The 10,722-nt window shown below is 69.1% G+C and carries 12 protein-coding genes and 1 pseudogene; 8 read left to right on the top strand and 5 right to left on the bottom strand.

Features of this window, described 5'->3' with window-relative positions; all coding sequences use genetic code 11:
- Nucleotides 1-268 precede the first annotated feature (268 nt).
- Both ACWD6R_RS38045 and ACWD6R_RS38040 read left to right on the top strand, forming a co-directional pair.
- Nucleotides 269-1,612, top strand: coding sequence for a tyrosine-type recombinase/integrase (locus ACWD6R_RS38045; RefSeq protein WP_451822935.1), 1,344 nt, complete (start codon nucleotides 269-271; stop codon nucleotides 1,610-1,612).
- Entirely contained in the window at nucleotides 1,609-2,172 is a 564-nt protein-coding gene (locus ACWD6R_RS38040; protein ID WP_451822934.1) for a hypothetical protein, read from the top strand. Before ACWD6R_RS38045 ends, ACWD6R_RS38040 begins: the two co-directional genes overlap by 4 nt.
- An 87-nt stretch (nucleotides 2,173-2,259) precedes the next feature.
- Here ACWD6R_RS38040 and ACWD6R_RS38035 read toward each other — a convergent pair whose 3' ends face one another.
- Both ACWD6R_RS38035 and ACWD6R_RS38030 read right to left on the bottom strand, forming a co-directional pair.
- Entirely contained in the window at nucleotides 2,260-3,096 is an 837-nt protein-coding gene (locus ACWD6R_RS38035) for a cytochrome c oxidase assembly protein (protein ID WP_451822933.1), read from the bottom strand.
- Complete coding sequence (locus tag ACWD6R_RS38030; protein WP_451822932.1) at nucleotides 3,096-3,662, bottom strand: DUF2243 domain-containing protein; 567 nt, start codon at nucleotides 3,660-3,662, stop codon at nucleotides 3,096-3,098. The genes ACWD6R_RS38035 and ACWD6R_RS38030 overlap by 1 nt, the downstream gene beginning before the upstream one ends.
- Nucleotides 3,663-3,829: 167 nt before the next feature.
- Between ACWD6R_RS38030 and ACWD6R_RS38025 the strand changes: the two genes are divergently transcribed.
- The 3 genes from ACWD6R_RS38025 (at nucleotide 3,830) to ACWD6R_RS38015 (ending at nucleotide 5,272) form a co-directional block, all read left to right on the top strand.
- Nucleotides 3,830-4,138, top strand: a complete 309-nt coding sequence (locus ACWD6R_RS38025) for a DsbA family protein (protein WP_451822931.1) — start codon at nucleotides 3,830-3,832, stop codon at nucleotides 4,136-4,138.
- 197 nt (nucleotides 4,139-4,335) lie between these two features.
- Nucleotides 4,336-4,755 carry a hypothetical protein gene (locus ACWD6R_RS38020; RefSeq protein ID WP_451822930.1) on the top strand — a complete coding sequence of 140 codons (420 nt, stop codon included), beginning with the start codon at nucleotides 4,336-4,338 and terminating at the stop codon, nucleotides 4,753-4,755.
- Nucleotides 4,756-4,864: 109 nt separating this feature from the next.
- Nucleotides 4,865-5,272 carry a hypothetical protein gene (locus tag ACWD6R_RS38015; protein ID WP_451822929.1) on the top strand — a complete coding sequence of 136 codons (408 nt, stop codon included), beginning with the start codon at nucleotides 4,865-4,867 and terminating at the stop codon, nucleotides 5,270-5,272.
- Nucleotides 5,273-5,373: 101 nt separating this feature from the next.
- On the opposite strand, the pseudogene ACWD6R_RS38010 reads toward ACWD6R_RS38015, so the two are convergent.
- A pseudogene (locus ACWD6R_RS38010) lies at nucleotides 5,374-6,120 on the bottom strand (helicase associated domain-containing protein); the annotation flags it as partial.
- Between the two features lie 17 nt (nucleotides 6,121-6,137).
- On the opposite strand from ACWD6R_RS38010, the gene ACWD6R_RS38005 reads away from it, so the two are divergent.
- The gene (locus ACWD6R_RS38005) at nucleotides 6,138-7,118 is read left to right on the top strand and encodes a hypothetical protein (protein ID WP_451822928.1); all 981 of its coding nucleotides are present in this window, start codon (nucleotides 6,138-6,140) and stop codon (nucleotides 7,116-7,118) included.
- Between the two features lie 332 nt (nucleotides 7,119-7,450).
- Nucleotides 7,451-7,720, top strand: a complete 270-nt coding sequence (locus tag ACWD6R_RS38000) for a hypothetical protein (RefSeq protein WP_451822927.1) — start codon at nucleotides 7,451-7,453, stop codon at nucleotides 7,718-7,720.
- A gap of 54 nt (nucleotides 7,721-7,774) precedes the next feature.
- Here the strand turns inward: ACWD6R_RS38000 and ACWD6R_RS37995 are convergent, their stop codons facing one another.
- A complete protein-coding gene (locus ACWD6R_RS37995) occupies nucleotides 7,775-8,362 on the bottom strand; it encodes a helicase associated domain-containing protein (protein WP_451822926.1) in 588 nt (195 codons plus the stop codon).
- Nucleotides 8,362-8,670 (bottom strand): helicase associated domain-containing protein, encoded by a 309-nt coding sequence (locus ACWD6R_RS37990; RefSeq protein WP_451822936.1) that lies wholly within the window; start codon nucleotides 8,668-8,670, stop codon nucleotides 8,362-8,364. Before ACWD6R_RS37990 ends, ACWD6R_RS37995 begins: the two co-directional genes overlap by 1 nt.
- Nucleotides 8,671-9,517: 847 nt before the next feature.
- Here ACWD6R_RS37990 and ACWD6R_RS37985 point away from each other — a divergent pair.
- The gene (locus tag ACWD6R_RS37985) at nucleotides 9,518-10,633 is read left to right on the top strand and encodes a trypsin-like serine peptidase (RefSeq protein ID WP_451822925.1); all 1,116 of its coding nucleotides are present in this window, start codon (nucleotides 9,518-9,520) and stop codon (nucleotides 10,631-10,633) included.
- Nucleotides 10,634-10,722: the final 89 nt, after the last annotated feature.

Here is a 10,722-nt window from a genome sequence, read left to right as displayed (position 1 = left end):
GCTACACCGTCCACGCGGAGATCACGTTCATGGAGAACGGACTCGCTTCCCGGTCCCGGCACCCCTCTTCGGGAGAGTTGCGCCGCAGGTCACAGGCCTAACGCACTGGTGTTGCTCTCGTACTCATCCCGTGATCATCGCAAACAGCACTGACAGCAACTGTGATGTGTCGGGTTCGCGTCAGTGGAGTGGTCGGCAGTCGCCGGCGGCTGCTTTCCGCCGTCTTTTCGCTGGTCCCGGTGGGCGCGAGTGACGGTCCGCTGCTGACATGAGGGTGACACGGGCAGCGGGGCTCACTGTCACGGCGCAAACGGCGCGGTATATCCCATGGTGGGTTACTGACACGAGGCCGAGATATCGCAGTCGGGGCGACCACAGCCCTGACCACGCGCCCGACTGTCCTGGCTGCAATCCGCGAGGCGATCACCGCCAGCTGGCCCCGGGACGTCCCGTAGGTGGGACACCGACCCGCCCACCGCGGCCGCGCTCGTACCCATGCGGCTCGATTGATGATCAGGACTCTGCGCGAGAGTACGCCGCCAGTACGGACGGATGTCCGACCCAGACCTGGTGCTGCGTCGCGCTGGAGCTGATGATGGACACCGGCCGGCGACCGGAGGAGATCTGCAAGCTGGAGTACCACTGCCTGAACCGGGACCGGCAGGGTAAGCCCGTCCTGGTCTACAACAACTGGAAGGAGCAGCGGATCCGCCGTGAGCTGCCGGTCCACGAACCCACCGCCCGGCTGATCCGCGAGCAGCAAGAACGCGTCCGCCTCCTCTACCCCGACCGGCCGCTGTCGAAGCTGGCCCTGCTGCCGTCATCGGTGATGAACCAGCTCGGGGCAAAGGCCATTGACGCCAACCACTTCAGCGGGATGCACCGCGAATGGGTCACCGTCCTGCCGGAGTTCCACTTGGACGACGGCACCGTCTTCGACAAGGAGGAGATCTTCCCCTACGCCTACCGGCACTCCTTCGCCCAACGCCACGCGGACACCGGCGTTCCCATCGAGGTCCTTTCACCCCTGATGGATCACGACTCCTACCAGTCGACCCGCTGCTATTACCGGGTCAAGGAGGTACGGCTGCGCGAGGCCGTCGACAAGGTCACCGCCATGCAGTTCGACCGTTACGGACAGCGTGTCTGGGGAGCGGTCACCACCCTGCTGGACGCCGAACGCATCCGCCTGGCGATCGCGTCGGTCCAGGTCCCCTTCGGCACCTGCTCGGAGCCGTCCAACGTCGCCGCCGGCGGCGGCTGCCCCCTGCGGTTCCGCTGCATGGGCTGCGACCACTACTCCACCGACGTCTCCTACCTCCTCGAGCTCAGCGCTTACCTCGACGGTCTACTGAGGCAGCGGGAGCGGCTGCGGTCGATGACGGAGGCCGACGACTGGGCCCGCGCCGAGGCCACCCCGTCGGAAGAGGAGATCGTCCGCGTCCGGCGGCTGATCCGTCGCGTCACCGAGGAGGTCGACCAGCTGACCGATGTCGAACGCGGTGAGATCCAGCAGGCCGCGGCCATGGTCCGCAAGACCCGCCAGGGCTTCCTCGGCATGCCCCGTATCCCCCAGCCCCTGCCCGACCTGCGACCGGAGCGACCCGCATGACTCCACCCGACCCCGCCGTCCAGGCCATGCTGGAAGGCCGCCGAGCCGACACCGGCCGACACCGCACCCGTGTGATCGCGGTGTTGGCCGAGGCCGCGAAGGACGGCTGCGAGGTCAGCGTCGCGGCGGTCGCCCGGCGCGCGGGCGTCGACCGCACCTTCCTTTACCGCCACCGCGACCTGCTCGGCCAGATCCATGCCCAGGCAGCCGAGCCGCCCACGGTCCCCGGCGGCCGGGGACCGGCTGTCAGCCGGGCCTCGTTGCAGGCCGACCTGGCGGCAGCAGACGCCCGCACCGCCCGCCTCGCCGCCCAGGTCCGGCGCCTGGAAGCCCGGCTCAGCGAGGTTTTGGGCGAGCAGGTCTGGCGCGAGTCCGGCATCGGCGGCCCCGACGGCGCCGAACAGCTCCAGGCCCGGATCACCACCCTCGAACAGCAAGTCGTCGACCTGGAGCTCAAGCTCCAGGACCTCGACGACGACCTTGCCGCCGCTCGCGCGGCCAACCGCGAGCTCATGGCCCAGCTGAACCGCGGAAGCGACATGCCCCCGCGTTCCGGATGAATCCCCGGGTCACCGGTCCCTGAGGAGCCTGCTCGCCCGGGTCATTGGCCGCCGGTAGGGGCACCAGGCGAGGGGTGTCCCGTCTGCTCAGCGCGGCGCGGCTGCAGCGCCCAGCTTCGGGCGTCCGGGAGGTGCTGCCGCTGTGGTGCGGCGTTCGGGCCGCCAGGTGGCCACCAGGGCGCCGGCCAGCAGGAGTTCGGCGATGTCGCCGCCGTAGTACATGATCTCCGCGCCCTGCTGGACCTGGTCGATGGGTGCGTGGATGTCGACGAAGAACCCGCCGTACATCGCCTGCGCGATCAGGGCGTGAGCGGCGATCGCGACGCCGAGGTAGATCAGGCGGGCTTTGACGCCGGGCCGGGCAGGCGCGGGGTCGGGGCCGGCGATGACGTAGGCGAACAGGCACCCGGACGCCAGGAAGTGCGCGTTCATCAGCCAGTGCCCCGCGGGGTGGCCCATGGCTGTGTTGTAGAGCGGGGTGAAGTAGAGCAGCCCCAGGGAGCCGGTGCTCAGCAGCAGGGCGATCGCGGGGTGGGCCAGCACGCGTGCGGGTGGGCTGTGCAGGACGGCCGTGACCCGCCGGGCCCGGGTGGGCGGCAGGGTGCGAAGCAGGAGGGTGACCGGGGCGGCCAGTACCAGTGCCAGCGGCGCGTACATGCCGATGAGCATGTGCTGGGCCATGTGGCTGCGGAAGTCGGAGTGCGCGGCCGGCCCCAGGGGCGGCAGCAACGCGAGAGCGAGCAGTCCCGAGCCGGTCAGGAAGGCGGCGGACCGCCAGTCGTTCCAGCCCTGGGCGAGGTTGCGGCGCCGGGCCCGGCGCACCGCGAGCAGGTAGCCACCGGCTACGGCGAGCAGGACCAGCGCGGTCACTACCGCCCCCAGTAGGCCGTCACCGCCCTGGCCGTGGTGGTGCATGCCGTTCATCAGGCGCCGCTTCCGTCCCGCTCGGTGCCGCGGGGCGTATCAGGCTCGAAGGGCCGGCCGCTGCGCTGGAGCAGGTAGCCGCCGATCAGCAGCAGGCCGCCCAGGACGAGGAAGCCAGCGTCCCACCATGCCTGGTAGGGGCCGCCGTGCACGTGGTGAATGCCCAGGATCTGATGGTCGAGAAGGCCTTCGACCAGGTTGAAGAGGCCCCAGCCGGCCAGGATCCAGCCCCACAGCACCCGTGAGGTCCACACGGCCCGCCGGTTGTGCGTGACCCGCGAGTAGAGGATGGCCAGGCCCGTCAGGACGGCGATCCAGCACACCGCGTGGAAGATGCCGTCCCACACGGTGTTCATCTCCAGCCCGGAGACAGTGTGCGGGTTGTAGTACTTCACCCCGATGCGGTCGTGGTTGGTGCTGGTGAGCATGTGGTGCCACTGCAGGAGCTGGTGCAGCAGGATGCCGTCGACGAACCCGCCCAGGCCCACGCCGAGGACGATGCCCGGCAGTTGGAGGCTGTTCGGTGCCCGCGTAGAGGCTTGGACCGTGCTGGCCGTGGTGGCCATCGTCTGTTCTCCGTCCCGTTGACAGTGCGCGCAGACCTTCCGGTCACGGTTCCCGCCCGGCTCGCCTCAAGCACCCCCTCACATCGCAGTTCCACCGTTTCGCCCACGCCGAGGCGGCGCCGGCCACCGGCCGGTCCACCCCTCCCCCGGTGCGCGATGATGGGGGTATGGGCATCGAGATGCTGGTCGTGCCGGACTGCCCGAACGAGAAGACCGCCGTCGACCGGCTGCGCCGTGCCTTGACCGAGGCGGGACTGGACGAGGCCGGCTTCACCACGCGGGTGATCGCCGACCAGGCAGAGGCGGAACGGTGCGGCTTCACCGGCTCTCCTACCGTCCTGATCGACGGGCGCGACCCCTTCGCCGAGCCCGGCCGCCCAACGGGGCTGGCCTGCCGGCTCTACCGCACCGGCGACGGGTTGTCCGGAGCATCGAGCGTTGCCCAGTTGCGGCAGGCGTTCGCAGCCGGTCGTTGAACCGAGCCCGCCCCTGCCGGGCAGCGACGATGAAGGTCACTCCTGGTCGCTGCTGTCCGGGTGGCCGCCCAAGATCAAAGCGCCAATCAGCGCGGACGAGGCTTGACACACGATCTGACACGGATGTTTCTCAGACCCCACTTCGTGCACCACACCTGTTGCGCACGCTATGGTCGTCCCGACTGCTTCTGAGCTGCGTGAATCGAACCGCACGCTTGCGGCGCCCCGGGAGATACGTCGGCGACTTCGATTGTTCCGGCGAGGACATCGAGCGGGACTGGGTGGCACGCACCGGCTGCTGGAGCCACGTAGAGCGGGTGCTGCTGACCTACGACCAGGTGCGCGCCTACGAGCTGCCCGCGACCGAGGGGAAGCAGGGCGATCCGAGGTGCCGGGCCTTCGCCCGCCGTTACGGGTTCGACCCCGCGCGCCCCGTGCAGTGGGAGGTGGAGGCGCTTGAGCCGGACGAGCTACGGCGCCTGGTCCTCGCTGCCGTCGCCCCGTACGTCGACCGCGACGTCCTCGCCCGGCAGGTCGCCCGCGAGGAAGAGCAGCGCCGCGCCCTCGCCGCCTTCCTGGACGACTGGGACGCGGCGGTGGGCGGAGGATCGTCATAGCGCCGCAAGGCGCGCTGCGCGGGTTGGCGCATTCCGGCACAGGCACCTGCTGCGCCCGAGACAATCGGCAACGACCGGTGTTCCACCCGCGATTGGCAAGGGGATGCGCATGGAAGTACTGCAGGAGCGTCTGGAACGCCCACTGCAACGCGAGCGGCTGCTGAAGGCCGCTGGAGTCTCACGCGCCGAACTGGTCTGTGTCCCGGCGACATGGCAGGTGGTGAAGCAGCACTGTCAGTACCCGTTCAGTCACTACAAGACCTTCCCCTACGAGACCAGCCACCACATGCCTGACGAGGACGGCTTCCTACACGTGGAGCTGGAAGGGGCCGATCTGGCGCGGCTCGTTCAGCGCACCTACATCGCCCGCTTCACAGTGGTCGATGCTGCTCGCCGCGCTGTGTGCCGACGCGTCTGGGATGCCACGGGCGCGGTACTGGACGGCATCGACCTGGAAGCTCCTGACGGCAAGCAACTGCCCCCCATCCTCTTGGACGCCCGCCTGGGCACCAGCTGACTGCTCGCCTGCCGACGGCAAGGGACCCCGGAGAACTGCTCCTCCGGGGTCTCTCTGCGCTTCGAGTGCCTGGCCGGTTCAACGACCGACCGCAGCCTCTGTCAGGCCCAGTCCATGCCCAGTTCTCGCAGTGCGTCCAGCTGTTCCTGGGTGAGCTTGTCCCGCCTCGCGCGGGTGTTCGAGCACCACACTCCCAGTTTCACGGTCACCGGCTCGGTCTCGCCGTTGACCGCGGTCTCTTCGCTGTGGCCGCGCGGCACCGGCCGGTGGGCGCCTTCCCGTTCGACCCACTGCGCGAGGGCGGTCAGGCCGCGTTGGAATGCTTGCTGTGCCTTGCTCGGGCCCTTTGCCGTACGATCGGCCGCCGGGGCGGGAGTCGGCGCCTCAGTGGGCTTGATGCCCAGCGTGGACAGCCGTTCCTGCTGCTCGGGCAGGAGTCGCGACCAGGTGGCCGGCTGCTTCTGCTGCTGGAGCCACTTGCCGATGTCGTCGCCGTCCATGAGCACGCCGGGCATGATCTCGGGCAGGTGGCCGTCGGCGTCGACAAGGTCTGCGAGGACGCGGTAGTGGCGTTGCCAGTCCAGTGGCCAGGGGCAGTTCCAGTCCGGGTCGATCGTGGTCAGCTGTGCCGCGCGCTCCGGGTCCTTGCCCAGGCCGTTTTTCTGTCCCTTCCGGCGGAGGTTGGCCATGTGCTGGCCGGTGGGCACCATCGTTTCGCCCTCGCCCCACACCGCGTCCTGTCGGGGCGCGAGGTGCCCGGTGGCCCGCCGGTACGACCGGAGCGCGGCGAGTTTGGCCTCCCACGCTTCCTTTCCCGGCTCCCAGACCGTCCCGGCCTCCGGCGCGTCCCGACCTGGTCGCGGGCATGGACTGGCCGGTGATGGCCCGCCAGCTCGCCGCCCTGCAGCAGGCCGGCGTCGACATGAGCGTGCTGCTCCCGCAGGTCGGCCAGGTCGCCAGAACGGTGCAACAGGCCGTCGCGGCGAACGCCACCCGCATCCGGGCCGCGGGCACCGACCGGTGGGCGGACCTGTTGCAGCGGACCATGCCCCAGGGCCTGGTCCGCGACGCGATCCTCGCCTCCCCTACCTGGCCCGACATGGCCGCGACCATGGGCCGCCTCGACGAACGCGGCGTCGACGTCGCCGGGTTCCTGACCACCGCCCACACCCAAGGCATCGGCGTCGACCAGACCATCGCCACCCTCCTCACCCAGCAACCCGCCCCGACCACACCTGTCGTTCCTGCCCCGGCTGCTCCAGCCCCGGTCCCCGCCGCGCGTACCGCTCCCGCCCCTGTCGTCGCCACCGGCCCCCTCGCGGAGCCGGGGCCACCGGTGAGCGCCGACGCGCTGTGTTCCTACGGGCCGCTGACCGAAGGCCTGGCGGTGCCGAACGATCTGGACCTGGCCGACCGGGCGACGGCGCTGGGCCAGCTCAATGTCGATCCGGCGGCGAACTCCCGCCTCGTGTCACTGATGAACACCCACCTCGGGGAGCGTGAGGCGGGTCTGCTGGTCGGTGCCCGCTCCTGGCCCCTGCACGCGGCCCGCATGGCAACCATCGCCCGGGGCCCCGATGGCGAACCAGGCCTGCGGGACCGGCTGAAAGCCCTGACGGACAACCCCACCTGGCAGCAGGGCCCCGCATCCGAACTCGCAGGCCGCCTGGTCGGCGCCACCCTCAACGCACTGACCGCCCCGCCCGGCACACCCGTCCCCGACCGCCCGCACGTCTCCGCGACGGCCGCCCGCTCCCGCTCCACCACCACGACCACACCAGCGCCAGGCCAAACCGCACCCGCCGAGCCGGCCACGCCCGCACGCCGACAGGGCCGCAGCCGGTAACCGGCCGGGGCCGCCGTTCCAGTTTTCTGGAACGGCTGAGGGTACCCTCCTCGGACGAACGTGTGCGGGCCAACTGGCCCGTACGGGTACGGAGAAGACCCTCCGAGGTCCGGTAAGCTTGGCGGCCCCGAGCTGTGCCCGGATCCGCGCGCAGGCGCGACCTGCGGGATCCCGGAGGCCAGGAGGCCCAGGAGGTTTAAAAAAAACCTCTTCACGGTGACGTCTTGTCAGAATGTCTCAGTTGCTTCGAGACCCAGTTAGGGATCGCTGACGAAGAGGTTTCTACCTCTCGCAGGGGCCCTGATGACAGGACCCCACGGACCTTAAGGGCCTTGGTGAACCTGTACATCTCCCCGGCGAACGCACTGATCTTCGCGATCGCCTGCGCCGTCGCGTGCCTCGTCTACCGCCGTACGAAGAATCAGCAGTCAACCGCCGGGCCTGCCGCGAGCGGTGACCTGGCGGTATCTCTGACCGCCGCGGCCGCTGCTCTGCTGCTGCTCGCGTTCCTCTTTGGCGTCGGTGACGGCTCCTCCACCGGTGCCGAGCCGCCCTCACCGAAGGCACCGGCAATCAGCTCCAGCCCGCCGCCCCCGCGCTGAAGACCGGGCGGGAAGGGGGCGGCCCGAACCGGACCGCCCCCGCTCCGCCCCGCCTCATGCGGCCCAGTCGACTCCGAGGCCGGCCAGCGCGGCCCGCTGCTCGGACGTGAGCCCCGCACGCCTACTGCGGGTGTTGGACAGCCACACACCTAGCCGTACGGACGTCCCGTCGGGAAGCTCCTCATCCCAGGACCGCGGAACGACGGCCTTCTGCTCCCGGGCCTTGTACTGGGCGAGCGCGGCGATACCCCGCTCGAACGCCCCACCCGCCGCTCCTCGCCCGGCCCGGGCCTTGCGGACGGGTCCCGCTGACTTCTCGGCAGGCTTCACACCGAGCTGCGCCAGGCGCTCGCGCTGCCCCTCGGCGAGCCGGTCCCAGCCCTGCTGCTGGGTGGCGAGCCACCGGCCCACGTCCATGCCGTGCACCATCGTCCCGGCCTCCACGTACGCGAGCACGCTGCCCGGCGCCACAAGACCCGCCAGAGCGGCGTAATGGCGCTGCCAGTCCACCGGCCAGTCCGGCCTCCAGTCCGGATCGAGGGCGGCGAGCTGCGCCGCCCTGCGCCCCGCACGGACCGGCTCCTTGCCCAGCCCGTTCTTCTTCCGCGCGTTCGCGAGAAACTGCCCGATCGGTCGGTCCATCATCGCCTGGTCACCGGCGCGGCCAGCGTCCCGTAGACGTCGAAGTAGGCCCTGGCGGCACCGAGGTTCTCCTCCCACGCCGCATCCGCCGGATCCCACACGACGCCCAGCTCCTCCAAGTCCGCCGCCCGCTCGGCGAGCATCGTCCCCGCCCGCATCGCCCTGCGCTGATCGGACAACCACCGCCCCAGGGGAAGGGCACTCTCACCCTCGACGTGGTTGTACGGCACCGCCAGGTCCCCCTCCCGCTCCCGGTACGCCACCGCCGCCCGGTGCCCCGCCTTCCAGTCCGCATGCTCCGGACTGATCAGGTTGTACTTGATGATCTGTAAGTTTTTGTCAGTGGTGGTTCGGCATGGTGATGTCGGTGCGGTTGGTATCGGGTGTCTGCTGTTCAGGGGGCTGTGGTGGGGGTTTCGGGTGGTGACACGGATGCCGATTTAGCGCTGACGTTTTAGCCCTTCGGCACCCAACTGACCGGAATCGGCATACGACTGACAGCAACCGGCACCATCCGGTACAGCCTCCCGCGCACGGGTTGGCGATCTGCTGGACGGCACCGCGCTCACCCACCTGGAGGACCAGATGCTCGCCACGTTCCTGCGACGCCGGCTGCGGGGCGACAACTCACTGTTCTGAGGGAGGCGCCCATGGAGTGGGCGGATTCTGGTGACGGTGACGGGTTGGAGCACCGTGCCCCCGGCATGTGACTGGTCCGCGCGCTCGCGGAAGCCGAGTTCTCCGCACTCGGTGCCGCGGCGACGGTCGAACCCGGAACGGGTTCAAGCCGAGAGAGCAGGCGAGGACACGCTCACGACCTGCGACTACGAGCAGATCGCCCTTCAGCTGACCGGCCACGCCCGCGCCGTCGTCGCCTGGCTCACCCAGCACGGGCGCTGGCTCTCCTACTTCGTCGGCGGACCATACGAAAGATCGACGTTAAGAACCGGCCAGCACAGGGCCGACCGTTGCGTTGGGCACTGGGTTTCTCCGTCCGCATGAGACTTGGGAACCACGGACGTTGAGACGCATATGCGAATGGCATCTAACCAGTCAGATATCGCAAATGATGTTCAAGGCTGGACCAGCTGCGGGGAAGATCCGCATGCCGCCCCCCTGCCAGGCAAGTCTCATCTCTTCGTTGGGAGTTCATGCATGCCATTGCCCCTCATGCGCCGAGTACGCAGAGCGTGCGTCGTAGCCGCAGCCGCGGCGGCGATCACCGTTACGGGGATCACGGCCCCGGCCTCGGCCGACGACAAGCCGGCGGAGTCCTCCGCCGAGGCCACATCCGTCGCTGCGAGGAAGACCGTCAAGGATGTCGGCGCCTACTGGACGCCCGAGCGAATGAAGGCAGCCAAGGAGCTGACGGTGCCCGCGGCGCCGACTGCCCGGCAGCCCTCGGAGCGAGGCGCTGCATCCGAGCCCTTAGACGGCGGGGTGCTGGCTGAGGCCGATGCCATGCCGCCGAAGGGCATGACCCCTCCCACAGCTTCTACGGCAGGTGACCTCGGTATTCAGGCTGCTGAGGTTTCGGTCTCTCAGCAGGTGCCTGGCTCCACCATAACGTGGCCCTTGAACGTGGTGGGGAAGCTCTTCGTCACCATGCCAGACGGGAGTCAAGGGCAGTGCAGCGCCTCCGTAATCGTCTCGAACACCAAGAGCGCCCTGTGGACGGCGGCGCACTGCATTCATGACGGCATGAGCAATGCGGCCGGATTCTACTCGAACGTCCTCTTCGTTCCCGCCTACCGCAATGGCGCGGAACCGTGGGGAAGGTGGGAGGCCGCCAACCTCATCGTGCCCACCTCCTTCGCCGACGGTGACATCGACAAGATGCTGGATGCAGACATGGGGTCGGTCATTCTCAAGCCCCTGGCCCCGTACGGCAACATCCAGGACGCAATGGGCGGCTACGGCTACCGCTTCGGCTTCGACACGGACTACAACGGCGTGTACACCTTCGGCTACCCGACCGAGGGCTACAATCGTCCTGGCTCCGACTTCAACAACGGTGAGTACATGATGTACTGCCAGGGCAATACGGAAGATGCCGTGCCGTTCTTCCCCCTGGACAACCGCCTCAAGATGGATTGCGACATGGGCAGAGGCTCCAGCGGTGGCCCCTTCCTGTCTGGCTTCCCGCAGAACATCAAGCTCATCGGCGCTAACAGCCACACGTCGGGCGACCCACGAGACTCCGACGACCTCTTCTCGTCCGAGCACGCCAACCATGCCATCGCCGTCATCAACGCCGTGAACGGCGTCTGACCCGAATCCGTAGGTAGTGGCCGATGCTCCGTCAGGTGACGGGGCTTCGGTCGTTTCGGGCTGGTGAGCGAGGTGGGGGCAGGCCGGTG

The organism is Streptomyces sp. NPDC005151 (assembly GCF_053599875.1).
The sequence above is the reverse complement of the archived record's forward strand: the minus strand, read 5'-3'. Positions and strand labels throughout refer to the sequence as shown.

Excerpts from the sequence above, each read along its gene's own strand:
- ACWD6R_RS38045 (WP_451822935.1), top strand. The coding sequence starts at position 269 with ATGAGGGTGACACGGGCAGCGGGGCTCACTGTCACGGCGCAAACGGCG.
- ACWD6R_RS38015 (WP_451822929.1), top strand. The coding sequence starts at position 4,865 with ATGGAAGTACTGCAGGAGCGTCTGGAACGCCCACTGCAACGCGAGCGG.
- ACWD6R_RS38025 (WP_451822931.1), top strand. The coding sequence starts at position 3,830 with ATGGGCATCGAGATGCTGGTCGTGCCGGACTGCCCGAACGAGAAGACC.
- ACWD6R_RS38030 (WP_451822932.1), bottom strand. The coding sequence starts at position 3,662 with ATGGCCACCACGGCCAGCACGGTCCAAGCCTCTACGCGGGCACCGAAC.
- ACWD6R_RS37995 (WP_451822926.1), bottom strand. The coding sequence starts at position 8,362 with ATGGACCGACCGATCGGGCAGTTTCTCGCGAACGCGCGGAAGAAGAAC.
- ACWD6R_RS38040 (WP_451822934.1), top strand. The coding sequence starts at position 1,609 with ATGACTCCACCCGACCCCGCCGTCCAGGCCATGCTGGAAGGCCGCCGA.
- ACWD6R_RS37985 (WP_451822925.1), top strand. The coding sequence starts at position 9,518 with ATGCCATTGCCCCTCATGCGCCGAGTACGCAGAGCGTGCGTCGTAGCC.
- ACWD6R_RS38035 (WP_451822933.1), bottom strand. The coding sequence starts at position 3,096 with ATGAACGGCATGCACCACCACGGCCAGGGCGGTGACGGCCTACTGGGG.
- ACWD6R_RS38005 (WP_451822928.1), top strand. The coding sequence starts at position 6,138 with ATGGACTGGCCGGTGATGGCCCGCCAGCTCGCCGCCCTGCAGCAGGCC.